Genomic DNA, 22,555 nt, shown 5'->3' with positions numbered 1-22,555 from the left:
GGCGGCGTACGCCTCCGGTTCCTTAGGCCTCGGGTGCCTCAGGCCTCCGGCGGGAGGTAGCCCTGCTTCAGGCCGCAGACGGTTTGCTCGCCGGTGAGCGCCACGAATGGCAGCAGCCGGCGGACGGCGTGCAGGTCTCCGCTCTTTACGAGCCGTTCGAGGTTTACCGCCAGCTGGGCCAGCCGTGCGGCGCCCACCATCAGTGCGGAGTTCTTCAGGCTGAGGACGGCGTCCATGGCTGCGTCTGCGTCGTTGTCTTCGACGGACGCCTCCAGATAGCTGCGGCGCTTGTCCCAGATCCTGATGTAGTCCTTGGCGAAGTTGTGCGCCACGCCAGTACTGCCCATGTCTTCTTCAAGTTCGTGAAGTACACCGAGGTCGAGGACGGGCAAGGTGGCACTCTCCGATTCGTTCTGGGCCATGCCATCGGGGCCGCCGGAAACCGGGAAGCAGACGCCATTGGCGCTGCTGTCGGCTGCTCCGGAACCTGAAATGGACATGACTTAAGGCTACTTTCTGAGGTTGGGAAAACCCTGATTGAGCTTGGATCCTGTGGAAACCCTGCGGGTACCTTGTGGTGGGGAGAATCCTGCGGAACTCTCCACATTACTGGTTGGCGAAAGTCTCGATGGTGTTGATGACGGCGGGGCCCAGGATGGCAATGAAGAGGACCGGGAAGATGAAGAACAGCAGCGGGAACAGGATCATCACGGGCAGTTTCATCGCCTTCTCCTCGGCACGCTGGCGGCGCTTGACGCGCATCACCTTTGCCTGAACCCGAAGGACCCGGCTGATGGCAATCCCGTAAGTGTCCGCCTGCACCACGGCCTGGACGAAGCTGCGCAGTTCTGGGATGTTTGTGCGTTCGGCAAGGGCGAGATACGACTCGCGCCGGCTCCGGCCCACCTGCATGTCCTGCAGGGTGCGGACCAGTTCCTCTGCGAGCGGCCCCTTGCCGTTCTCGCCGGCGCGGGCCATAGCGCCCTCGAAGCCGAGACCCGCCTCGACGGAGATCAGCATCTGATCCAAGGTGTTAGCGAGCTCCAGCTGCATGGCCTTCTGCCGCTCCTGACCCTTGCTGTAGAGCATCAGATCCGGGATGAAGTAGCCCAGGAACAGGACGAAGATGCCCACGAGCTTCATGATCGGCGTCGTCCCGATGGAGCTGATGTACAGCCCAAGTAGGCCGCCTAGCAGACCCAGCGCCGGTTTCGCCGCCAGTAGCCGCCCCAGCGGCATGGAAGCCGGGCGACCAGCCAGGGCAAGCAGCCCGTCGAGCTTGTGTACGTAACCAGCGGGCGTGAGACGGAAGCCGATCTTCTCTACGAGGCCGTTGTTGGGCTTCTTCTCTACCTCATCACGGTGGATTCCCCTGGACAGCAGGGCACGGGCGCTTGCCAGTCCTTTCCGGTCCACGGACAGCATGGTCCACGCCAGGTAAGCGAGTGGAAGGCAGATCAGAAGCAGCGCAAGGATGATGAGGGGATCCATGCCAGCCTCAGAACTTCAGGTTGATGATTTTGCGCATCCACAGACCGCCGACGGTCATGAGGATGATGGACGCAACGATCATGATCCAGCCCAGCGGGTTGGTGAACATCTTGTCCATGTACCCGGGGTTGACCAGCATTAGCATGACAACGATGCCGATGGGCAATGCCATGAGGATGTAGGCGGAGAACTTGCCTTCCGCCGCCAGTGACTTGATGTGCCCCTTGATTTCGCTGCGCTCGCGGATGGTCTCATTCACCTGGTCCAGAACTTCTGCCAGGTTTCCGCCCACCTCGCGGTTGATCTGGATGGCCTGGGAAATCCAGACGAAGTCTTCGTTTTTCATACGGTCTGCAGTGTCGTTGAGTGATACCAGCAGGTCGCGCCCCAGGCTGGTTTCGGAGACGATGCGGCGCATTTCTTCCGACGTTGGAGCCTGGGATTCGGTGGCGGCGGCATCAATAGCGCGCAGGATGCTGTGACCGGCGCGGAGGCTGCCGGACAGCAACTGGAGCGTGTCGCCCAGTTGCTCGTCGAACCTGGCCCGTCTCCTGCCCGCCAGGAAGCCGAGCACCAGGTGTCCGATGAACGGGGCTGCGATGACCAGCAGGATCGCCAGCAGCGGTCCGGCCACGACGAGCCCGATGAGGGCTCCGACGAAGGCGCCCACCAGGATCAGCAGGATGAATTCGGCTTGGCTCAGCCGGAGGCCGGCGTTCTCCAGGCTTTCACGGTTGAAGTAGCGGGCGTTCCTCTTGGCAAGTACGCGGTCAACAGACTGAACTGCATTACCGGCGAACCGCGTGAGCTGAGAGTCCGCTTCCGTACGGAAAGGACGACGGCGGTCAAGCGGCACCGTGGGCGTGCGCGGAATCAGCACCGCAACTCCGCCCAGCACCACCGAGGCAATCACGAGGACAACACCCAGTGTGACGATCATGAGTCAGTGCCTTCCTGAGGTCATTGCGGGCGCTCCGAAGACGCCGGCCGAGACATGGATACCCAGGTCCTCGAAGCGGTCGATGAACCGTGGACGGATGCCGGTGGGAACAGGCTTACCGAGGAACTTGCCGTGCTGGTCGACGCCAGCGGAGTAGTCAAAGACGAAGGCATCTTGCAGTGTGACGATGTCACCCTCCATGCCCTGCACCTCTGTCACGTGAGTGATGCGCCGGGAGCCGTCCCGGAGGCGCGAGATCTGGACAATGAGGTTTACCGCCGAGGCGATCTGCTCACGGATGGCGCGCAGCGGCAGGTCCATGCCCGCCATGAGGACCAGGGTCTCCAAGCGGGCAACGGCGTCACGGGGTGAGTTGGAGTGGACGGTCGAGAGCGAGCCGTCGTGGCCCGTGTTCATGGCCTGGAGCATGTCCAGGGATTCGCCGCCACGGACCTCACCCACCACAATCCGGTCCGGACGCATACGCAGGGAGTTGCGGAGCAGCTCGCGGATGGTCACTTCACCCTTGCCCTCCGTGTTTGGCGGACGGCTTTCCAGCCGGACCACGTGATCCTGCTGGATCTGAAGCTCCACGGCGTCCTCGATGGTCACGATGCGCTCATCGGACGGAAGGAAGGAGGACAGGACGTTCAACAGGGTGGTCTTTCCTGTACCCGTACCGCCCGAAACGATGATGTTGAGCTTGGCCTTGACGCAGGCGTTGAGCAGCTCAGCCATTTCCGGTGTGAGTGTCCCAAAGTCGATGAGGTTCTGCACCGTCAGCGGCACCTTGCTGAACTTACGGATGGTCAACGAGGAACCCCCGACGGCGAGGGGCGGGATGACCGCGTTCACACGCGAACCATCCTCCAAGCGCGCGTCGACCAGCGGCGACGACTCGTCGATGCGCCGGCCAACCTTGGACACGATGCGCTCAATGACCTTGCGGAGGTGTTCCTCGGAACTGAACCGCGACTCAGTCAGCGTCAACTGCCCTTTGCGTTCCACGTAGATCTGGTCCATCCGGTTCACCATGATTTCGGTGACTGCGGGATCGTCCAGGAGTCGCTGCAGCGGTCCGTAGCCGAGCACATCGTCCGCGACGTCCGCGACGAGGCGAGTCCGCTCGTCCGCCGTCAGAGGCACCTGCTCGGCATCGATGATGCGGATGAGCTCTTCGCGCGCGGTCCTGCGGAGTTCCTGCTCCGTTAGCGTCGAATCATTGAACCGTGCCCCCATGCGTTCAAACAGCGCCGTTGCGGCACGCTGTTTCAGGGCGGCAAAAACGTCCACCGGCTGCTGGGCCTTGGCCTTGAACGGCTCAGTCTGCGTTGTGCCGCCAGCTTGGACTGCCGCGGTTTGCGCGCCCAGTCGGCGGCCGGGTGTTGGCAAGCTGGGAGAACTGGCAACCGGCCTAGCGCGTTCCTCGACGGCACGCGGAGCGGCACCGGTCGCCAAAGCGGGCATTGTGTCAGCGGGCTGTGCACTTAGTTCCTGCGAGGCCGCCGCCTGGGCAGCGGCTTCAGCTGCACGCCGTGCCGCACGCGTCTGGTAGGTGGCTACGCCAGAGATCGGCCGTGGAGCCGGGCTCACGGATGACGCACCTGTAGTCTGGATAGGCATTGAGGCAGCCGTCGGAATCGGAGCAGGGTGTGAAGTGTCCTGTGCAGCCGACGAGTGCATCACCGCGGTTGGAGCATGTTTCGGCGCAGGCGGAACGTGCAAGGGGGCACCGGGAACCTCAGATCGTAGTTGCGCGGCCTGGATGCGCTCAGACAGCTTCATTTAGACCACCACTCGTCGGTGAGCGCTGCGCTGCTCTTTGGCACCAGCGGCCCGACTTAAACGGTCCACCAACTGGCTGAGGCTCTTGGCGGCGGGATCCTTCTTGGCATCCAGCAGAACGGGCATACCGCGATTGGTCGACAAAGCCACGGCGCGGGACCGGGGAACGCTTACGTCCACGGGAGCTCCAATGGTGGATTCGATGTCCTGTACCGTCAGGCCACACTTTGAATCGGCCATGTTCAGGACCACATGCCGGCCTTCCGGCAGAATCTCCAACTGACGCAGGATATCCATGCCTGACCGGAGGCCGCGGACGCTGGGGATATCCATCGCGCTGACCCAGACCACGTCGGTACAGGCTTCCATGGCGGCCAGTCCGATTTCGGGCAGGCCAGGCGCGGTATCCACGACGACGTACTGAAACTCTTCGGCCAGCTGTTCAAGCAGGCGCGTGATCTGGTCCGGTGTGATGTAGTCGGCCTCGACAGGGCTGAGTGGCGCACAGAGTGCGTAGATGCTGGCAGGGTGAACGGTGAGGAAGGCCTTGAGCACCAGGGTGTCCTGCGCCGCTGCCGGAGACACGGCGTCAGTGACGGTGTGTTCCGGATTCAGGTAGAGGCCTGAGGCGACGTCGCCGAATTGCAGGTCTAGGTCCACGAGCACGACGCTCATGGGTGCCAGCCTGCCGAGTCCGACGGCCAGATTAGTGGCGATAGTTGTCTTGCCTACGCCGCCCTTGGGAGAGAAGACGCCGATGACAGCGCCCTTGTGGGTTCCGGCCGGACCCTGCTGCTCAGCCCGGTGCCGGTTGGCAAAGGACTGGCAGGCGCGCTCCAGCAGCACGCGCAGCTGAGCGGGGTCGGCAGCGGGGCTGAGGACGTCGCGGACGCCGGCCCGCATGGCCTGAAGGATCAGCGTGGGGTCCGGTTCGCTGACCAGAAGAACCATCAGGTCCGGAACCTGCACGTCGAGCACCATGGCAAGGCGCAGTGCTTCATCAACCGGGAGGTCGGGGCCGAGGATAAGCACCTCGGGCTGCTCCTGGTTCAGTTGGGCGAACAGGTCATAGGGGCCGGCGGGCAGAACGTTGGTGAAGAAGGTCTGAACGCCGCCCTGGAGACCACCCGCCACGGCCTGCCGCAGACGCCCGTCGAAGTCCGCATTCGGGGTGATCAGGACGAAGCGGCTCACTTGTACACCTCACTCCGCTGGATGATTCGGGGACCGGTGTCCTTGGCATTGGTAGGCTCCTTGCTGAGCCACATCTTGGCGAACTCGGCCGCGAAGACGATCTTGGCCGCGTCACCGTCACTGACGGCGACGGTCAGCATAAGGTTGCCGGTTGGGAGAGTGGTGTCCTGTGAATCGGCGGCATTGGGATCCGCGCTCGCCGTGGGTGCAGGTTGTGCAGTGGCCGCGGGCTCTGGGGCGCGCTGGACGGCCGTGACCAGCGCCTTGCGGACAGTAAGCTTTGTTGTCTCGGCGTCGGGCTTGTCATCCTGTCCACCCTTATCGAGGTTGACGAAGACGCCCACGTGGTCTCCAGGAGCCAACCGTCCACCAACGACCCTCACGGGATCAAGCTGGAAGGAAACTTCCTGCAGACCGGCCGGAATAGTCACCGTTCCTCCAGCTTTGACGTTTTCGGGCGCTACGAGCCTCTCAGCAAGCAGCTGCTCGCCGGCAACGAGGTCCACCGCGGCAACCTTACCGGTGACCGAGTCCAACGACTCAAGCGAGGATCCAGTGACGGCAGAAGCAGGCACCCGCTCGGTGACGAGGGAAGCAGCCATGGACGCAACAGGGGTGCCGGCAGGAATTGCCGTCTTGACCACAAGGACGTCCACTGGCTCAAGTTTCATAACGGCGCGCTGGTCTGCCCCCTGTGCGTAGTTGATCACCAGCACGGCGCCTACTAGGGCGAGGACTACTGCTGCCACTCCTGCCAACAACCGAGATTTCACGACCTGCTCCTGACAGTGACTTGGGGGTAAATGTTATTGATGTAGGGAAACTAGCGGGTCAGTTCGACGATGGTTGCGCCGTAGGTGCTGACCGGCCCCAGAGTGTAGCCCTCAGAAAGTGAAACGTACTTAGTGAAGCTGCCTATTATGCCGCGGCAGTTTCCGGTGCAAGCCAGCCCCTTGTCGTTCTGAACGTTTCCAAAACTGAAAGGCAGCTTATTGACTCCACTGAAACTCCAACCCTGAACCTTAAACGCCGCAAATGCCGTGAGGTGGTATTTTGCGGAACTGCCAGTTCCAGAGGCGCTGTCGAACACCGGCAAAAGTACAACTACGTCCTGGCCGGCATTTATAGTGTCGGCCCAAGCCTTCAGCGTGCCCTCACAGTTCGCAGGCGCGTCATTCCCCGGATTGCTGTAACTCGTGCTGACGCTGAGGTTGATGCTGCTGCCGCATTGACCCGGGGCTTGAGCAGTCCAGTTGAAGCCACCTGGGACAGGCTTCCCGGCGTAAATGCAATCCGGGGTTCCCTTGTCGTTGTTGTCATTGGAATTATGGGCCTCTAATAGTTGGGGTCCTTTGTCCAGGGAGAACTGACAGACGGAGAAAGCCAAAGGAAAGGGTGTAGTGCCCTCCAGCGGGCTTCCCCAGCGGACGGAGGAAACTGCGTCAACTTCCGTGCTGTTGAAGCCAAGCGCCCGGGCAAAGAAGAGTGAAACTGTGTTGGGAGGACTTCCGTCTTCCTGCGCGCTGGCAGTGACGGTAGCACGCCGCTGGATAAGGTCTAATGCAATGGGCCGCACAATGCTATGTCCGTCTACCGCGTTGCCATCCGCGAGCATTTGGACGTCGTCAGATACTGTCGCGCAGGCTTCAGTCGACGAAACTGTCGCACATTTCCGAGCAACACCGAGCGCCACGGCATCGGCTCCGTTCTGCAGTTGTGCTCGTTCGGAATACAGCATGCCGACATCTACGGCCATTGCGGCGAATCCTAGTAGAACGACCATCAGCAGGGCAACGATGACGGCGATTCCTCCACGCTCGCCCTCGCTTTGGGGCGCTAGCCGCCACACTGCATTGTCCCTTTTCCAGTCATGGCAAACGGGCCGGCGATGCCGGTCACCGTAGTGAGCGAATAGGTGATCGTCAGGGTCACCTGGCGAGAGGCGGCACACGAAGTCGGAGCAGGCGTAGTTTGGGGAAGGCTTCGGAACGTAAATTGCAGGTCAGAGCTCTTCAACTGCGGGTTAATAGAGTCAGCAGCGTTCATACTGGCCGATACGGCATCGGCAGAACTATTGCTGATAGCCATGACTCGGGCGCCTTCCCGAGCGGCATTTGTCAGCGTAACTTGCGTGTTATACGCCCGTCCGAACTCCATGATGCCGAGTAGCAACATGATGAGGATAGGGGCCAGGAGGGCGAACTCAACCGCAGCGGCGCCGCGCTCTGAGCGGTCCCACATCGTGTCCTCTCAAACTTTCAATCGATTATCGGACTCGGTCATTCGGCGGCCGTGCGGTGGGTCTGCCCACCGCACGGCAGAAATGCTAACGCGTTGGAGTGGGGACGGCAGTCTTCGTCGGGTGGGCGATGTCTCCGGAGACTCCCGAGAACAAATCGCCAAGCTGCCCGCCAAGAGTGCTGACGGCAACGATGATCACGACGGCGATGAGGGCGACCATGATGCCGTATTCAACGGCGGTCGCGCCCTTTTCATCTCGGCGGAGGCGGGTGGAGATGTTTGTGTAGAAAGCAAGCATTTTTTACTCCTGAGCGAGTGTTGGAAAGCTGGTCCATCACCAGCTCTGTAAAAAAGCTAGCAACGGAATTCGCCCTAAAAGCCGGTCTTTGCAGACTCCTGAGCCAACCCTGACCGTCCTGCGCATTTCCTGCGCTTGCCCTGCGCAAACCTTGAACATTGAACCTTTCCGGCCGAAAGCCGACATGGAAGGACCCCTCGGGTAGGGGGGAGTCCGAGGGGTCCAGTCTAGGGGCGGCGTCGGCGCTTAGCCGGGTACCGCCGTCGTCCGTTCAGAGGACGAGTTCAACAAGAGTGGCTAGAAAACCTACCTGGTGAACAGCGAGATGATGCTCATCACCGTCGGCCCGAGGACCACGATGAACAGCGTGGGCAGAATGAAGAAGATCAGCGGAAAGAGCATCTTTACGGGCATCTTCATGGCGTGCTCCTCGGCGCGCTGCTTCCGTTTGACCCGCATGTCCCCGGCCTGGGTCTTGAGGACGCCGGCAATGGCCACGCCGTACGCGTCCGCCTGGACCACTGCCCGGATGAAGCTGCGGACGTCCGGCACATCCACCCGCTCTGCCATGGCGAGATAGGCCTCCTTCCGCGACCGGCCCACCTGGATGTCCTGAAGGGTGCGGATCAGTTCCTCCGCCATCGGACCATTGCCGTTGGTGCCGGCGCGCCCCATGGCTGCCTCGAACCCGAGACCGGCCTGGACCGAGATGAGCATGTGGTCCAGGGCGACTGGCAGCTCAAGCCGGATGGCTTTCCGACGCTTCTGTGCACGGTTGCGCACGAGCAGGTCCGGGGTGAAGTAGCAGAGAGCCGTAAGCCCCAGCAGAACGAGGAACCGCTGGGCGGACGGGCTGCCGGCGAAGAACAGGTACCCGGCCACGGCGCCCGCGAAGGCAAGCAGCGGCTTGACCATGATGAGCCGGGCCAGCGGCCAGTCCTTGGGCCGGCCGGCTCCGGCGAGCTGCCTGTCCAACCACGCGACGTAGCCCTTCGGCATGACGCGCTGGCTGATTAAAGTCAGCCTCTCATTGACACTAAGCGCCCGACCTTTGGCCTTGGAGACTCTGCCGAGGTTTGCCTGGATGTTGCGGAGCCCCGCACGGTCGCCCGTGAAGGCGAACCACGTCATGACAGTCACGGGTGCGACCACTGCCAGGATCGCCGCGTAAGCCACAGGCTGCATGGTGACCACCTTCTTTCTAGAACTTGGGTTTGACGATCCGGCTGAGCCAGAATCCGCCCGCCACGAGCAAGACGACGGCGGCTGCGATCATGATGTAGCCCGGGAGGGTGGCGGTGAAGACGCGGGAGTACAGGTCGTTGAACGTCGTGAGGCCAATGAACATCACGACGGGGAGAGCCATGAGCACGATCGCCGATATCCGGCCTTCCGCGCTCAGGGCCCGGATCTGCCCGCGCACCTGGTTCCGGTGTCGGACGGTGTCGCCCAGATGGTCCAGCACCTCGGCCAGGTCGCCACCCACTTCGCGGTGGATTTCGATGGCCTGCGAGATGGAGAAGAAATCCTCGCTCCCCGTGCGTCTAGCGACGTCGGCCAGGGACTCGCCGAGATCACGGCCGATCCGGGTTTCATTGACGATGCGGCTGAGTTCCTCGGACATCGGCGGCTGACTCTCCTGCGCTGCGGCGTCCACGGCACGGAGCAGACTGTGGCCGGCGCGAAGACCACCCGAGAACATCTGGAGCGCGTCCGGCACCTGCTGGTCAAACTGCCCACGACGGCGTCCGGCCAGCCCGTTCAACAACAGGTGCAGTCCGAGCGGCGAAAGAAGGGTCAGGAGAACAGCAAGGAAGAGACCCCCTAGGAAGAAGCCGACCACGGCGACCATCAGGGTGAAGACCCCCGCCATGATCAGGTAGTCGCCCGGCTCCTTCTTCAGCCCGCATTCATCCAGCCGGTCCTGGGTAAGCAGGCCCGTTCCGCGCTTCTTGAGTCCCTTGTTCAGCGCCCCCACGGCCTGGTCGGTCAGTCTGGTCAGCGGCGAGGTCTGGGTAGGAGCATCAGGCCTGCGGCGGGACATTGGAAGGCCCGAGTTCGGCCTGAGGGCCACGCCGAAGACCAAGAAGATGGCGAGGTAGAGCAGCACCAGCGCCAGCACGAAAACGCCGGAGTCGCCTGGCACAGTCACCGCCCCCTGGCCGGCGCAACGCCGATGAGGGATGCTCCGAAGACGGCGGGCGAGATCTCGATGCCGAGTTCGGCGAAACGCTCGGTGAAGCGTGGACGGACACCCGTCGGTACAGGCTTCCCGAGGAAGCGCCCGTTGGCGTCCATGCCGGCCGAGTAGTCGAACACGAAGGCGTCCTGGAGGGTGACGATGTCGCCCTCCATGCCCTGTACCTCGGTGATGTGGGTGACCCGGCGCGAGCCGTCGCGCATCCTGGTGATGTGCACCACGAGGTTTACGGCGGCGGCCAGCTGCTCGCGGACGGCCCGGAGCGGAATGTCCATCCCTGCCATCAGCACCAGCGTCTCGAGCCTGGCAATGGCGTCCCGCGGCGAGTTGGCGTGCACGGTGGAGATGGAACCGTCGTGACCCGTGTTCATGGCCTGCAGCATGTCCAGGCATTCGCCGCCGCGGACCTCACCCACCACAATCCTGTCCGGGCGCATACGGAGTGAGTTCCGGACCAGGTCCCGGATGGAAACCTCGCCTCTGCCCTCGATGTTCTGCGGGCGGCTTTCGAGCCGGATAACGTGCTCCTGCTGAAGCTGGAGTTCAACGGCGTCCTCGATGGTTACGATCCTGTCCTCGGCCGGGATGAATCCCGAGAGCACATTCAGGAGGGTGGTCTTGCCCGTGCCGGTACCGCCGGAAACGATGATGTTCATCCGTGCCACGACGCACGCGTGCAGTAACTCCGCCATCTCGGGGGAGAGGCTGCCGAGGGAAATCAGGTCGTGGACCGTCAGTGCGTCCCGGCCGAACTTCCGGATGGTCAGGGCAGGCCCATTGACAGCCAGCGGCGGAATGATCGCATTGACGCGGGAGCCGTCCGCGAGCCGCGCGTCCACCAAGGGGGAGGATTCGTCAATGCGACGGCCGACCTTGGACACGATGCGGTCGATGACCCGGCGCAGCGCATCATCCGAGCTGAACTTCGTGTCCGTCGGCAGGATGCGTCCCTGCCGTTCCACGTAGACCTGGTCGTAGCGGTTGACCATGACCTCCGTAATGGAGGGGTCGTCGAGGAACCTCTGAATGGGCCCGTGGCCAAGGACGTCGTCGATGATGTCGCGGATGAGCCGCTGGCGCTCGGGTCCCGACAGCGGGACCTGCTCCTCGTCCACAACAATCTTCAGTTCATCCCGGACAAACTGGTGGAGTTCCTCGTCTTCGAGAGTGGAATCGGTGAGCCGTGAACCCAGCCGTTCAAAGAGCGTCTGCGTAGCCCGCTCCTTAAGGGCGTTCAGGGCTTCGCTGGCAACAGAGGTGGCCGCTGGCATTTTCAGTGCTGCTGTGGCGCTCGCCGCTGATCCCGCCGCCTGCTCCTCATGCTTCTTGCCAAGCGTGGCGGCAGTTGGTTTCGGCTTAAAGACATCCACGGGCTGTGGCTTCTCGGGGTCAGGCTTGGGCTCGCCCCGGAGGTTCTGGAACCGGTCTGTGAGGTTCACTGGACTACCGCCCTTCTGTGCAGCTTCTTGTGAGGTCTCTCTTCCCAATCGGGCTTGAACCGCTCCACCAGTTGGCGGAGCCCCTTGCCGGCAGCATCCCTGCTGCCGTCCTGCAGGATGGGCACTCCCTTGTTGGTGGAATACGGCAACGTCTTGGAGCGCGGGAGTGCAACGTCCACGGGGGCGCCGATACTGGCCTCGATGTCCTGCAGTGTCAGGCCCGCTCTTCGGTCCGTCATGTTGAGCACTACATGGCGCTTTTCCGGAAGCAGGTTGAGCTCGGCCAGGATCTGGAACCCCGTCCTCAAGCCGCGGATACTGGGAATGTCCATCCCGCAGATCCAGACCGCATCCGTTGCCTGCTCAAGCGTCGCCAAAACATGCTCACCGAGACCCGGGGCGGTATCCACCACGATGTAGTGAAACTCCTCGCGAAGCTGATTGAGGAGCTGCGTGACCTGCGCCCCGGAGATCCTGTCCATCTCAATAGGGTTCTTTGGGGCGCAGAGGGCATAGATGCCGGCGGGGTGAACTGTGAGGTACGTCTTGAGCACCATGGAATCCTGGCTGGCCGCGCCCACAACGGAGTCCGTGATGGTGTGCTCTGGATCCAGCATCAGGCCGCTGGCAACGTCGCCGAACTGGAGGTCCAGATCTACTATCACGACGCTCATCGGGGCGGCCTTTCCCAGGCCGACAGCGATATTGGTGGCCACCGTAGTCTTGCCTACCCCGCCTTTGGGGGACATGACGGCGATGATGCGCCCGCCCGCGCCGTGGTCGGCGTGCTCGGAGGCACCCGGGGCTAAGCCACGGCGCCGGCCCGCGGCTGCCAGGCTCGCTCTTTCCAGCAGGACACGAATCGTGTCCGGATCGGCGGCGGGGTCGAGCAGGTCACGGACGCCGGACCGCATTGCCTGGAGGACTACTTCCTTGCTTTCAGGCACCACCAGGACAACGCTGATTTCGGGATACTGCAAATCCATGACCGAAGCCAGTTTCAGGGAGCCGTCAACGGGCAGCCCGGGTCCGAGGATAAGTACCTCCGGCGGCTCGCCAACCAGCTGCCTGAGGAAGTCCTGCGGACTCTCGGGCAGGTAGTCCGCCTGGAACACCCGCAGCGAGCCGTGCATGCCGGAGACGGCCAGTTGGATGCGGCGTTCGAAGTCGGCGTTAGGGGTGATGAGGACAAAGCGGCTCATCGGAACAGCCTTCCCGTGTTCACAACGCCTGAGGTAGCCTCCACCGCGTTGGCCGGCTCCTTGGAGAGGTAAACACTGCCAAATTCCGTGGCGAAGATGATCCGCTCAGCGTCGGCGGAGTTGCGGGCCAAAGTGATGAGGTAGGTGTCATCCGCGGAACTAGCCTTTTTCGAGTTGAGTGACCCCTTCGATGCCTCCTGTTCGGCGGCAGTCTCCTGGGACTTGGCCGTACTGCCATTGCTGAACTGGGCCGCCGTGACCATGACCTTGTGGAAGGTCAGCTGTGTTCCACCCGCCTTGGCAGCGGAGTCCTCCACGGAGAGGAAGACACCTACGGTGTCGCCCGCCGTAAGGGTGCCGCCCACCACTCGCTCGATGGGCAGTTTGAGGGTGATCTCCTGCATTCCGGTTGGCACCTGCACCCGGGAGGGGCCTAGGACGGAATTGGCGTCCACCATGCGCGTGGCTAGGAGCTGCTCACCGGGCATCAGGTCCACGGCGGCGACCTTCTCCCCGACCTGCTTCAGGTCGGTCACGGCTCCCGCAGCGACGGCCAGTTTTGGTACTTCTTTTCGGACGACGGCGCCGGCTACCTTGTCGATACCAGCACCGGCCGCGACGGTTTTCTCCACCACGTACACAGACTCGGTTTCCGTACTCGCCAGGGCGCGCTTATCTGCAGTCTGCACGTAGTTGACCAAGAGAACCGTTCCAATAATTGCCACCAATAATGAGGCAATACCTCCGATTAGGCGGGTTTTCATTTTATCCCCCTGCTAGGTGATTAGTTGGTGAGGCGAATGTAGACGGTGCCCAGATCATCTCCGGTGCCTGAACTTCCGGCAAATGCGTCTATTGATTCGAATTTCTTGAATTTACCGATAATGGCTCGGCAAGGATCAGTGCAGGCAGTAGCCGCAGTGGGCGAACTATTGTAAGTCTGTGGTGCGGTGGAACCGCCTCCAAACTTCCAGCCGACCATCTGGAACGTGGCGTAGCCCCTAATGTGGAACCAGCCGTCTCCTTTGACTTTGCCTTCGTTATCGAACACCGGAAATACCCCGAGAACCTCATCGCCAGCTTGGATAGTGTCGATCCAGCCTTGCAGCACCGAGTCGCAGTTTTCGCCCGGTTTGTTGGGGTAATCTGCACCAGGGTCGTAGGCGGCATTGTCTTCGGCGTCGGTGGTCGCCTGGCACTGGCCGTCGTTCTGGTCCAGCCAGCCAAATCCACCTGGGATGGCATGTCCGGACGTCGAGGTACAGCCGGCCATTCCGGGCTTGTATCGGATTTGTTGGAGAACGCCGGTTTCCACGGCGTCGCTGAGGTCGTACTGGCATTCAGACAGGGCTAGCGGGAAGCCCGCGCCCGAGCCTGGAACCTCAATGGAGGCCGTGGCATGCGCACCCACGCTCGCCGCGGGCGCATTTAAGAGGCTGGCGAAAAGCTTGGCCAGGACGCTGCTGCTTCCGTTTTGAGTCGTGGTCCGGACCGTAACCTGGTCTGCCACGGAGAGGTCTACTTCGGCGACGTTGGAATCGCCGTCGTTGGCATTGCCGTCAGCTAATTCCGCCGCAAAAGCCTCCGCCTCCGCCTGGGTGCAACCGGATTTGTGGCAGGCTTGTGCAACGCCCATGGCGCCGGCATCGGCTCCGTTTTGGAGTTGTGCCCGCTCGGCATAGATTTGGCCGACATCCACTGCAAGGGCGCCGGCGCCGATGATTACCAGCATCATGACGGCAACCAGCACGCCCGCCGCGCCACGTTCCTTGTCGGGTTGGTGTTGGTTCAGCCACCGCATCTCATGGCTCCTATCCCGGCAACTGTGACGTTGTTGCCGAAGATGCCCGTCAATGTCGGGGCGAGATATGTGATTGTCACGGTCATGTTCTCGCCGGCGGTGCAAGCTGCAGGGCTGAAGGAGTACTGAAAGTTGCCAGTGTTAAGCCCGGGCGCGCCAGCGGCGGCAGCCAAGGCTGCTGCGCCTTGGTCGTCCTCGATGGCCATCTCCCTGGCCGCTTCCCGGGCAGCTTGAGTGACTGAAATTTGCAGGTTGTAGGCGTGGGAGAACTCGACGATGCCAGCCACCAGTGCCAGAAGGACAGGCGCGACCAGGGCGAACTCGACGGCGACTGCACCGCGCTCTTTTCGGGCGCCCTCTTCCTTGGTGGAGCTTGAACTGTTGTGTTTCACCGGACCCTCCGCGACTAGGTACAGCTGAATTCGGGACGGTGCGCCGCGGGCGTTTGCATTCAGACGCCCGCGGCGCACCGTTTGGAGGGGTGTTAGTTAGACCATGCTCGAACGTTCGTACCGAGTTCGGTAAACCAGCCGCTGAGGCCGTTGCCGAATGCTGTGACGCCGGTGACGATGATGAACGCGATGAATGCCACGAGCAGTGAATACTCGGTTGCGGTGGCGCCTTTTTCTGATGCCAGCCGGTCCTTGATTCCGGAAACGAAGGCAAGAACCGAGACCATGAGAGTAGTCATTGTAATTTCCTTAAAGTCGGTGGAATAAATACATCGAATTCCAGCCTCCCCCATACCGCGAAAGGGCTGGTGCTTCGATAGCAAAAGAATCCACCCGGGTGCCCGCCGGCAACAATGCGTAGTTCTACTCGACTTTCCGCGGGCGCGCATAAGTATCGCTGGGAAGAAGTACGCAGATCAGAAAGATGCGGAGATTGGACTACTCGGATTCGCTCAAGAATGGCTCAAGAATGTGAGTGCGTGAATAGTCTAAATTTGACGCTTCACCAATAATCCGGTTTCTAGGATGCCAATAAAATGGTGCCCAGGGCGGCAGTAAGCATGGACGGGCCAAAAGCGACCTCGGAGCTCAGATTGGCGTGTTTCAGCCTAATCAAAACGACGGATAAAATCCCGCCCAGTACGAAGCCGAGTGCGCCCCCGTAGAACAGCTGGCTCCACCCCAAGTAACCCAGGTAAAGCCCCACCGGAGCGGCAAGCTTGACGTCCCCCATGCCTATGCCGTTTGGCGAAATCAGGGCCAAAATCAGGAAAACAACGAACAGGGCGGCGGCGCCCGCCGCCGCGCGAAGCAGTTCGCCCCACTCTGCCGCGGCGGAGCTGTCCAAAAAGAGCAGCGCCAGGCCGGCCACCAGCAGTGTGAGCACGAGGGGATTCGGCAGGAGATGGTGCGCCAGGTCAATGCGGGCCAGCTGCACGCCGAGGACGGCCAGCAGAAGAAAAGCCGGCAGCGACCATTCCATTCCCAGCCTCAGCGCAAGGGCCGCGCATAGCGCCCCGGTCAGTGCCGCCGTCGTAATTCTTGCCCGTCTCCCTGGCAATCCACCCAGGCGGGGGAGGGTGCGGGCAATGACAAGTTCAGCAAGCGGGCTCAGTAGAATGCCAAGGAGTCCAATGGCCACGGCAAAGAGCGGCCCGGCACTGGCGGCGATACCTGCTGAAGGCACATGGACTCCTGGGTGGAAGGGCCCGGCGTTGGCGCAGGACCCCAAGCCCCCGCCACCGGATACCCCATTTTGACCCGGGCCTCCGGTTCGCGCTATTCTTGGTAGTCGTTGTGCGTGTCCTTTCTCGATGATGCGTGCCCGGTTGGGGATCCAGTTGCAGGGTCGCTACCCAACGGGCATATTCGGGACTAGGGGATAACTGGTCCATAGAGCCCTCACCTCTGTTCCGGTCGCGCATAGATAGTAGGTGCACCCCGTGTGACGCCTAAAACAAGAACGCCAGAACAAGAACGAGGCAAACACCGTGCGTACGTACACCCCGAAGCCCGGCGATATCAACCGCCAGTGGCACGTCATTGACGCCACCGACGTTGTCCTGGGTCGTCTTGCCAGCCAGACCGCAACACTGCTGCGCGGAAAGCACAAGCCGACCTTTGCGTCCCACATGGACATGGGCGACTTCGTCATCATCATCAACGCTGAAAAGGTTGCCCTCACCGGCGCCAAGCTGGAGCAGAAGCGCGCATACCGCCACTCCGGTTTCCCCGGCGGCCTGACCTCCGTCAACTACGCGGAACTGCTTGAGTCCAACCCGGTCCGCGCCGTTGAGAAGGCCATCAAGGGCATGCTCCCCAAGAACTCCCTCGCTGCCCAGCAGCTGAGCAAGCTGAAGGTCTACCGTGGCGCAGAGCACCCCCACGCAGCCCAGCAGCCCAAGACTTTCGAAATCACCCAGGTCGCCCAGTAGTCCTGGCCACCAACACTTTTATCTACAAGGAGAACCGTGGCTCAGAACGATGAACTGACCACCGAAGCCGTTGAGGCTGAGGAAAACCTGACCAGCTACACCTCGGAAAGCAGCGCCGCAGAGGCTGCCCCGAAGAAGGAGCGCCCGGCACTGACCGTTGCCGGCGCAGCTGTTGGCCGCCGCAAGGAAGCCGTTGCACGCGTTCGCGTTGTGCCGGGCTCCGGCAAGTGGATCATCAACGGCCGCGAGCTGTCGAACTACTTCCCGAACAAGCTGCACCAGCAGGACGTCAACGAGCCCTTCAAGATCCTCGATCTCGAAGGCGCCTACGACGTTATCGCCCGCATCCACGGCGGTGGCCCTTCCGGCCAGGCCGGTGCACTGCGCCTCGGCATCGCCCGTTCGCTGAACGAGATCGACGTCGAGAACAACCGCGCCACCCTGAAGAAGGCCGGCTACCTCACCCGTGACGCCCGCGTCATCGAGCGTAAGAAGGCCGGTCTCAAGAAGGCACGCAAGGCTCAGCAGTACTCCAAGCGCTAAAAAGGCGCCTTCCCACGATGTGGCCGCTGGCGCGACCTCATCGTGGGGCCCTCGGCGCTTTTTAGCGCTCGGCTCCACAAGCGCTAAATCCGCTTGTCGAGGCGATTTCGCCTCGTATAGAAGCCCGTTCCGCCGATTGGCGGGGCGGGCTTCTGCCGTTAAGCCCGGTTACAGCAGGGGCAGTGCCGGTGAGCAGGGGAAACGTTCGCAACCCCCGTCACGGAGGCCGCTCCTGGCAGGTCCACGGCGGGGCCGGGCACCTGAATCGTCTAAACTTGACCCGATGTCTACATTATTTGGAACAGACGGTGTCCGGGGCCTGGCGAATGGCCTGCTGACTGCCGAGCTCGCATTGCAGCTGGCCCAGGCCGCCGCCGTCGTGCTTGGCCATGAACGCACCAGCGAAGGTGCGCGGCCGCGCGCCGTGGTGGCGAGGGATCCCCGCGCAAGCGGCGAGTTCATCGCGGCAGCCGTGGAGGCCGGGCTTTCCAGCTCCGGGATCGACGTCTACGACGCCGGCGTCCTGCCCACCCCCGCCGCCGCCTACCTCGTGGCAGACCTGAACGCTGACTTCGGCGTCATGATCTCCGCCTCGCACAACCCGGCTCCCGACAACGGGATCAAGTTCTTCGCCCGTGGCGGCCAGAAGCTCCCCGACGAGGTGGAGGACGCCATCGAGGCCCGGATGGGCCAGGAGCCCTTCCGCCCGGTGGGCGGCGAGGTGGGCCGCATCCAGCGCTTCTCCGACGCCGAGGACCGCTACATCGTCCACCTCCTGGGAACCCTCCCGCACAACCTCAACGGCCTCAAAGTGGTCCTCGACTGCGCGCACGGCGCCGCCAGCGGCTGTTCACCCCAGGTCTTCAAGGACGCCGGCGCTGACGTCGTCGTAATTGGCGCCGAACCGGACGGCCTGAACATCAACGAAGGCGTGGGCTCCACCCACCTCGGCCCGCTCAAGGCGGCCGTGGTGGAACACGGCGCCGACCTCGGCATTGCCCACGACGGCGACGCCGACCGCTGCCTGGCCGTGGACCACGAAGGCAACGAGGTTGACGGCGACCAGATCATGGCCATCCTCGCCGTGGCCCTCAAGAAGGCCGGCAAGCTCACGGACAACGTCCTCGTGGCCACCGTGATGAGCAATCTCGGCCTGAAGATCGCCCTCCGCGACGCAGGCATCGCCATCCGCGAGACGGGTGTGGGGGACCGGTATGTTCTGGAGCAAATGCGCGACGGCGGCTACAACCTTGGCGGCGAACAGTCCGGCCACGTGATCCTCGCCGATTACGCCACCACTGGTGACGGCGTGCTGACCGGCCTGCAGCTGGCAGCGCAGGTTGCACTGACGGGCCGCCCGCTCAAGGAACTTGCCACCATCATGACTAAGCTTCCCCAGGTTCTCATCAACGTGAAGGACGTGGACCGGAGCCGGGTTGGCGGGGACGGGACCCTGGCCGCAGCCGTGAAGGCAGCCGAAGCCGAGCTGGGCGACACCGGCCGCGTGCTCCTGCGCCCCTCCGGCACCGAGCCCGTTGTGCGCGTCATGGTTGAAGCCGCGGACCAGCAGACCGCCCAGGCCATCGCCGAACGCCTCGCCCAGGTTGTGAAGACCCAGCTGGCGTTGCAACTCGTCGGCGACTGAGTTTCGCACTGACTGCAAAGAGCAGCCCGCCTCCGTGACGGAGGCGGGCTGCCTTTTTCGCTGATACTTTGCGGCCCGGGTGGCTCCCGGCCCGCGCTACTTGGCGGCGTGGTTCTGGGTCTGCAGGGCGTCGCGGATTTCCTTGAGCAGGGCGATCTGCGGATCCTCGGCCGCTTCCTTCTTCGTGTCCTGCCCGATCCCCAGCTTCCGGGTTCGGTGCTCGATCAGCCGGTTCATCGGGGCGACGATGACGAAGTAGAGCGCGGAGGCAACCAGCAGGAAGTTGACCACCGCGGTGAGCAGCACGCCGAACCGCACGTCGCCGAAGGCCAGGAAATTGTCAAAGTTCGGCTCGCCCACCAGCACCGAGATCAGCGGCATCAGGACGCTCTTGACCAGCGCATCCACCACGGCGCTGAACGCCGATCCGATGACCACCGCCACAGCCAGGTCAATGACGTTTCCCTTGAGAATGAACTTCTTGAATCCACTAAGCATGCCAACCAAATTACCGCACCGCGTTTACGGGACGTGACCGGCCAAAGTCGTGCAACTAAGGGAGCGTCAGCGGTAGCCGGGAGCTGCCGGCAGGCCGAAATACTGCTCCAGCGTGGCGATGCCGCGCTTCCGCATGTCCGTGGCTCCCTCCACACCGATGTACCGCAGGTGCCAGGACTCGTAAAAGTATCCGGTGATGGTGTGCTGCATCCACGGATACCGGATCACGAAGCCGAAGCGGTGCGCGTTTGCCTTGGCCCACACGGCGGCCGGCTGCTCGGCGAAGCAGGGCTGGAAGCTGCAGGCTCCGCCGCCGTCGCCGATGTCGAACGACCAGCCTGTCTGGTGTTCGGAATAGCCCGGCCTGGCCGACGCCGTGTCCGCCGCGGCCCGCCCCTGCGATCTCACCCAGCCGTTGTACGTCACGGTCTGCGTCGCGTAGGAACGGTAGCCGCTCGCCAGCGTCATGTGAACCCCGTCCGCCGCTGCTGCGGCGAACATCCGTTCTGCGGCAGCCGCCGTCGTGCTGTTCAGCTGTGCCGCCTCGCCGGCGACGGCGAGGGCGACGCGCGGCTGGACCAGATCGGCCGGAACGTAGTTGGCCGGCTTGAGCGGGCGGTGCTTGTTGACGATTACCCAGGGGCTGGCGGGCGCGGTCAGCGAGTACTGCTTGGGCAGGCGTGAAGCGGCCGACGGCGGGGCTGCCGCCGCCGTCGTCGTCGCCGTCGCGGACGGCGCGGTAGCGGACCCGCTGGCTGACGATGCGGCGGAGGGCGTCGGGGACGACGGGACGGACGCCTTGGCAGAGCTGCCGGCGGACGCGGAGCCGGAGCCGGACGCCTGGCCGGTCGCGGCCGGCGAGGCTTTACCCGAAGCAGTTTGCGGCGCCGTTCCCGAAGCCGCCGAACCGGTTGCAGGGGAATCCGGCTGCGCAGGTCCGGGGGTGCAGGCGGCGAGGGCGGACATGCCGGCGCCGGTCATCAGCAGCCGTGCCACCGCGCGACGGGTGGGGCGTGGTCCGGGCTGGACATCTGCGGAAGGGGCTGGAGAGCAGTTGCAGCACATAGGTGCTAGACCTTCCTCAGCAGCATCCTGCGCACGGAATGGTCCGCTTCCTTGGTGAGCACAAGCTGCGCCCGTCCCCGGGTGGGCAGCACGTTCTCTTCCAAGTTTGGCTCATTGATCCGCTTCCAGATGTCACGGGCCGTCGCTTCGGCCTCGGCATCGGAAAGCGTGGCGTAGCGGTGGAAGTACGATTCCGGCTGGGCGAAGGCCGTGGAACGGAGCTTGCGGAACCGGTCCACGTACCATTCCTCGATATGTGACGTCTTGGCATCCACGTAAATGGAAAAGTCGAAGAAGTCGCTGAGCGCCAGGCCCTGGCGGCCATCGTGCCGCGGCCGTGCCGGAGCAAGCACGTTCAGGCCCTCGACAATGAGGACGTCCGGCCGCCGGACCACCACTTCCTTGCCGGGAACAATGTCATAGGTGACGTGCGAGTACCAGGGTGCCCGGACCTCCTCGGCGCCGCCTTTGATTTCACTGACGAACCGCAGCAGCGCGCGCCGGTCGTAGGACTCAGGGAATCCCTTGCGGTCCAGCAGCTGCCGGCGCTTGAGTTCCGCCAGGGGATACAGGAAACCGTCGGTAGTGATAAGTTCGACGTTCGGCGTGCCCGGCCAGCGCCGCAGCATCTCGCGGAGAACACGCGCGATGGTGGACTTGCCCACGGCCACAGAGCCGGCGACGCCGATCACGAACGGGGTGCGCTGAGTCTGCTCGCCAAGGAATGTTGTGGTGGCCGCATGCAGCTGGCCGGCGGCTTCGACGTACAGATGCAACAGCCGGGACAGGGGGAGGTAGACATCGCGGACCTCGCTGATGTCCAAGGGGTCACCAAGACCGCGAAGGCGCAGCACGTCCTCTTCATTAAGGGGCTGCTCCATCTGGGCCGAAAGCCGGGACCAGGTCTGCCGGTCCAGCTCCACGAACGGGGAGACGCCCTCTCCGTTCGCTTCGTTGCGTTGCAAAGTCACCCTAGAGATTCTGCCCCTCCCGGCGCCGAGAGCGAAATGCGGCCATTCTTGAGTGAATCTTGACCCTACGCGTTACCGATTCCTGAGCCGGCCGCGGGACTGTTCAGTGAAACGGGAGAGCCGATGCAAATTTGAAGGGTTTAAGCATGGGAAAGGCAGTCACGCCGCAGGTGCCGCAGCGGACGGGCCGCGACTTTGGCGGCAGGCGGGGCGGGGGAGCCGCCACCCGGATTCTCGAAATACGCCGCCGCAAGCGGTTCGCTGCGGCGGGGCGGCTGGCCAACTTTGCAGTTCTCTTTATCCTCCTGTTCGCAGCTTTGGTGCTCGTCGTCATTCCCCAGGCCACGGGGTCCCGGACCTATTCGGTGCTCACCCATTCCATGGCGCCGTCATATTCGGCCGGCACGTTCCTTGTTGTTAAGCCTGCGGCCATGAACCAGCTGGGCTATCTCACCGGCGCACTCGGGGGCGCGGACCGCGACCTCTGGACGCAGCTGGCCGTTGCCGGCCTCGTCGGCCAGTCCGTGCTGCTCATCGTCCTGGGCGTGCGCAGGCGGCGACGGGCCGGGTGAGGTAGGGGGGCCGGTAGCCGGCCCCCCCGAAGCCGTCATCCGACGTCGGTTCTCCGCAAAGCCGGTTAGGCTTATACCCATGTGTGGAATCGTGGGTTATGTTGGCCGTACGTCGGGTCGGGCTGATGCCGGGCACGGCGCGTTGGATGTTGTTCTTGAGGGGCTGCGGCGTCTGGAGTACCGGGGCTATGACTCGGCCGGTGTTGCGGTGGTGGCTGACGGGGAGATTTCCTCGCGGAAGAAGTCCGGGAAGCTGAGCAACCTGCTGGCCGAGCTGGAGGAGC

25 protein-coding genes and 1 pseudogene are annotated in these 22,555 nt (G+C 63.1%); 5 read left to right on the top strand and 21 right to left on the bottom strand.

Annotated features, from left to right (window positions below; translation table 11 throughout):
* Positions 1-38: 38 nt before the first annotated feature.
* From AC5RWD_RS04690 to AC5RWD_RS04605, 18 genes are all read right to left on the bottom strand, one after another.
* On the bottom strand, positions 39-500 hold the full coding sequence (locus tag AC5RWD_RS04690) for an Hpt domain-containing protein (RefSeq protein ID WP_494018929.1): 462 nt from the start codon (positions 498-500) through the stop codon (positions 39-41).
* A 106-nt stretch (positions 501-606) separates the two neighbouring features.
* Positions 607-1,491 carry a type II secretion system F family protein gene (locus tag AC5RWD_RS04685; RefSeq protein WP_494018928.1) on the bottom strand — a complete coding sequence of 295 codons (885 nt, stop codon included), beginning with the start codon at positions 1,489-1,491 and terminating at the stop codon, positions 607-609.
* A gap of 7 nt (positions 1,492-1,498) precedes the next feature.
* Complete coding sequence (locus tag AC5RWD_RS04680; protein ID WP_494018927.1) at positions 1,499-2,431, bottom strand: type II secretion system F family protein; 933 nt, start codon at positions 2,429-2,431, stop codon at positions 1,499-1,501.
* Between the two features lie 3 nt (positions 2,432-2,434).
* Positions 2,435-3,898, bottom strand: coding sequence for a TadA family conjugal transfer-associated ATPase (locus AC5RWD_RS04675; RefSeq protein WP_494018926.1), 1,464 nt, complete (start codon positions 3,896-3,898; stop codon positions 2,435-2,437).
* 318 nt (positions 3,899-4,216) lie between these two features.
* Entirely contained in the window at positions 4,217-5,410 is a 1,194-nt protein-coding gene (locus AC5RWD_RS04670) for a CpaE/TadZ family protein (protein WP_494018925.1), read from the bottom strand.
* Positions 5,407-6,183: a Flp pilus assembly protein CpaB gene (gene cpaB, locus AC5RWD_RS04665; protein ID WP_494018924.1), complete on the bottom strand. Its 777-nt coding sequence runs from the start codon at positions 6,181-6,183 to the stop codon at positions 5,407-5,409. The genes AC5RWD_RS04670 and cpaB (AC5RWD_RS04665) overlap by 4 nt, the downstream gene beginning before the upstream one ends.
* A gap of 50 nt (positions 6,184-6,233) precedes the next feature.
* Positions 6,234-7,259 (bottom strand): pilus assembly protein TadG-related protein, encoded by a 1,026-nt coding sequence (locus AC5RWD_RS04660; protein ID WP_494018923.1) that lies wholly within the window; start codon positions 7,257-7,259, stop codon positions 6,234-6,236.
* Positions 7,247-7,651 carry a TadE/TadG family type IV pilus assembly protein gene (locus AC5RWD_RS04655; RefSeq protein ID WP_494018922.1) on the bottom strand — a complete coding sequence of 135 codons (405 nt, stop codon included), beginning with the start codon at positions 7,649-7,651 and terminating at the stop codon, positions 7,247-7,249. The genes AC5RWD_RS04660 and AC5RWD_RS04655 overlap by 13 nt, the downstream gene beginning before the upstream one ends.
* 85 nt (positions 7,652-7,736) lie before the next feature.
* A complete protein-coding gene (locus tag AC5RWD_RS04650; RefSeq protein WP_494018921.1) occupies positions 7,737-7,949 on the bottom strand; it encodes a Flp family type IVb pilin in 213 nt (70 codons plus the stop codon).
* A 306-nt stretch (positions 7,950-8,255) separates the two neighbouring features.
* Complete coding sequence (locus tag AC5RWD_RS04645; RefSeq protein ID WP_494018920.1) at positions 8,256-9,134, bottom strand: type II secretion system F family protein; 879 nt, start codon at positions 9,132-9,134, stop codon at positions 8,256-8,258.
* 16 nt (positions 9,135-9,150) lie between these two features.
* Positions 9,151-10,101, bottom strand: a complete 951-nt coding sequence (locus AC5RWD_RS04640; RefSeq protein ID WP_494018919.1) for a type II secretion system F family protein — start codon at positions 10,099-10,101, stop codon at positions 9,151-9,153.
* Complete coding sequence (locus AC5RWD_RS04635) at positions 10,098-11,588, bottom strand: TadA family conjugal transfer-associated ATPase (protein ID WP_494018918.1); 1,491 nt, start codon at positions 11,586-11,588, stop codon at positions 10,098-10,100. The genes AC5RWD_RS04640 and AC5RWD_RS04635 overlap by 4 nt, the downstream gene beginning before the upstream one ends.
* A complete protein-coding gene (locus tag AC5RWD_RS04630) occupies positions 11,585-12,790 on the bottom strand; it encodes a CpaE/TadZ family protein (RefSeq protein WP_494018917.1) in 1,206 nt (401 codons plus the stop codon). The genes AC5RWD_RS04635 and AC5RWD_RS04630 overlap by 4 nt, the downstream gene beginning before the upstream one ends.
* Positions 12,787-13,515 (bottom strand): Flp pilus assembly protein CpaB, encoded by a 729-nt coding sequence (gene cpaB, locus AC5RWD_RS04625; protein WP_494018916.1) that lies wholly within the window; start codon positions 13,513-13,515, stop codon positions 12,787-12,789. The genes AC5RWD_RS04630 and cpaB (AC5RWD_RS04625) overlap by 4 nt, the downstream gene beginning before the upstream one ends.
* Positions 13,516-13,574: 59 nt before the next feature.
* On the bottom strand, positions 13,575-14,591 hold the full coding sequence (locus AC5RWD_RS04620; RefSeq protein ID WP_494018915.1) for a TadE/TadG family type IV pilus assembly protein: 1,017 nt from the start codon (positions 14,589-14,591) through the stop codon (positions 13,575-13,577).
* On the bottom strand, positions 14,579-14,983 hold the full coding sequence (locus AC5RWD_RS04615; RefSeq protein ID WP_494018914.1) for a TadE/TadG family type IV pilus assembly protein: 405 nt from the start codon (positions 14,981-14,983) through the stop codon (positions 14,579-14,581). Before AC5RWD_RS04615 ends, AC5RWD_RS04620 begins: the two co-directional genes overlap by 13 nt.
* 92 nt (positions 14,984-15,075) lie before the next feature.
* Positions 15,076-15,282, bottom strand: coding sequence for a Flp family type IVb pilin (locus AC5RWD_RS04610; RefSeq protein WP_494018913.1), 207 nt, complete (start codon positions 15,280-15,282; stop codon positions 15,076-15,078).
* Positions 15,283-15,563: 281 nt separating this feature from the next.
* Complete coding sequence (locus AC5RWD_RS04605; RefSeq protein ID WP_494018912.1) at positions 15,564-16,025, bottom strand: prepilin peptidase; 462 nt, start codon at positions 16,023-16,025, stop codon at positions 15,564-15,566.
* A 508-nt stretch (positions 16,026-16,533) separates the two neighbouring features.
* Between AC5RWD_RS04605 and rplM the strand changes: the two genes are divergently transcribed.
* From rplM to glmM, 3 genes are all read left to right on the top strand, one after another.
* Positions 16,534-16,977 carry a 50S ribosomal protein L13 gene (rplM, locus tag AC5RWD_RS04600; RefSeq protein ID WP_306924832.1) on the top strand — a complete coding sequence of 148 codons (444 nt, stop codon included), beginning with the start codon at positions 16,534-16,536 and terminating at the stop codon, positions 16,975-16,977.
* A gap of 36 nt (positions 16,978-17,013) precedes the next feature.
* Entirely contained in the window at positions 17,014-17,520 is a 507-nt protein-coding gene (rpsI, locus tag AC5RWD_RS04595) for a 30S ribosomal protein S9 (RefSeq protein ID WP_306924830.1), read from the top strand.
* Between the two features lie 283 nt (positions 17,521-17,803).
* Positions 17,804-19,165 (top strand): phosphoglucosamine mutase, encoded by a 1,362-nt coding sequence (gene glmM, locus AC5RWD_RS04590; RefSeq protein WP_494018911.1) that lies wholly within the window; start codon positions 17,804-17,806, stop codon positions 19,163-19,165.
* Positions 19,166-19,261: 96 nt separating this feature from the next.
* On the opposite strand, the gene mscL is transcribed toward glmM, so the two are convergent.
* The 3 genes from mscL to coaA form a co-directional block, all read right to left on the bottom strand.
* Complete coding sequence (mscL, locus tag AC5RWD_RS04585) at positions 19,262-19,663, bottom strand: large conductance mechanosensitive channel protein MscL (RefSeq protein WP_494018910.1); 402 nt, start codon at positions 19,661-19,663, stop codon at positions 19,262-19,264.
* A 66-nt stretch (positions 19,664-19,729) separates the two neighbouring features.
* Positions 19,730-20,728 carry a M15 family metallopeptidase gene (locus tag AC5RWD_RS04580; RefSeq protein WP_494018909.1) on the bottom strand — a complete coding sequence of 333 codons (999 nt, stop codon included), beginning with the start codon at positions 20,726-20,728 and terminating at the stop codon, positions 19,730-19,732.
* Positions 20,729-20,733: 5 nt separating this feature from the next.
* The gene (gene coaA, locus AC5RWD_RS04575) at positions 20,734-21,699 is read right to left on the bottom strand and encodes a type I pantothenate kinase (RefSeq protein ID WP_494018908.1); all 966 of its coding nucleotides are present in this window, start codon (positions 21,697-21,699) and stop codon (positions 20,734-20,736) included.
* 146 nt (positions 21,700-21,845) lie between these two features.
* Between coaA and AC5RWD_RS04570 the strand changes: the two genes are divergently transcribed.
* Positions 21,846-22,271 (top strand): hypothetical protein, encoded by a 426-nt coding sequence (locus AC5RWD_RS04570; protein ID WP_494018907.1) that lies wholly within the window; start codon positions 21,846-21,848, stop codon positions 22,269-22,271.
* A gap of 79 nt (positions 22,272-22,350) precedes the next feature.
* Positions 22,351-22,555, top strand: a pseudogene (locus AC5RWD_RS04565) (glutamine--fructose-6-phosphate transaminase (isomerizing)); the annotation flags it as partial.

The sequence above is a fragment of the Arthrobacter sp. CMU6 genome (assembly GCF_059090205.1).
This window is presented reverse-complemented; position numbering and strand designations above follow the sequence as displayed.

What these genes read in the sequence shown, in the direction of transcription:
- AC5RWD_RS04690 (WP_494018929.1), bottom strand. Translation starts at nt 500, where the DNA reads ATGTCCATTTCAGGTTCCGGAGCAGCCGACAGCAGCGCCAATGGCGTC.
- AC5RWD_RS04685 (WP_494018928.1), bottom strand. Translation starts at nt 1,491, where the DNA reads ATGGATCCCCTCATCATCCTTGCGCTGCTTCTGATCTGCCTTCCACTC.
- AC5RWD_RS04680 (WP_494018927.1), bottom strand. Translation starts at nt 2,431, where the DNA reads ATGATCGTCACACTGGGTGTTGTCCTCGTGATTGCCTCGGTGGTGCTG.
- AC5RWD_RS04675 (WP_494018926.1), bottom strand. Translation starts at nt 3,898, where the DNA reads ATGCCCGCTTTGGCGACCGGTGCCGCTCCGCGTGCCGTCGAGGAACGC.
- AC5RWD_RS04655 (WP_494018922.1), bottom strand. Translation starts at nt 7,651, where the DNA reads ATGTGGGACCGCTCAGAGCGCGGCGCCGCTGCGGTTGAGTTCGCCCTC.
- AC5RWD_RS04650 (WP_494018921.1), bottom strand. Translation starts at nt 7,949, where the DNA reads ATGCTTGCTTTCTACACAAACATCTCCACCCGCCTCCGCCGAGATGAA.
- AC5RWD_RS04645 (WP_494018920.1), bottom strand. Translation starts at nt 9,134, where the DNA reads ATGCAGCCTGTGGCTTACGCGGCGATCCTGGCAGTGGTCGCACCCGTG.
- AC5RWD_RS04630 (WP_494018917.1), bottom strand. Translation starts at nt 12,790, where the DNA reads ATGAGCCGCTTTGTCCTCATCACCCCTAACGCCGACTTCGAACGCCGC.
- AC5RWD_RS04620 (WP_494018915.1), bottom strand. Translation starts at nt 14,591, where the DNA reads ATGCGGTGGCTGAACCAACACCAACCCGACAAGGAACGTGGCGCGGCG.
- AC5RWD_RS04610 (WP_494018913.1), bottom strand. Translation starts at nt 15,282, where the DNA reads ATGACTACTCTCATGGTCTCGGTTCTTGCCTTCGTTTCCGGAATCAAG.
- AC5RWD_RS04605 (WP_494018912.1), bottom strand. Translation starts at nt 16,025, where the DNA reads ATGGAATGGTCGCTGCCGGCTTTTCTTCTGCTGGCCGTCCTCGGCGTG.
- glmM (WP_494018911.1), top strand. Translation starts at nt 17,804, where the DNA reads ATGTCTACATTATTTGGAACAGACGGTGTCCGGGGCCTGGCGAATGGC.
- mscL (WP_494018910.1), bottom strand. Translation starts at nt 19,663, where the DNA reads ATGCTTAGTGGATTCAAGAAGTTCATTCTCAAGGGAAACGTCATTGAC.
- AC5RWD_RS04580 (WP_494018909.1), bottom strand. Translation starts at nt 20,728, where the DNA reads ATGTGCTGCAACTGCTCTCCAGCCCCTTCCGCAGATGTCCAGCCCGGA.
- AC5RWD_RS04570 (WP_494018907.1), top strand. Translation starts at nt 21,846, where the DNA reads ATGGGAAAGGCAGTCACGCCGCAGGTGCCGCAGCGGACGGGCCGCGAC.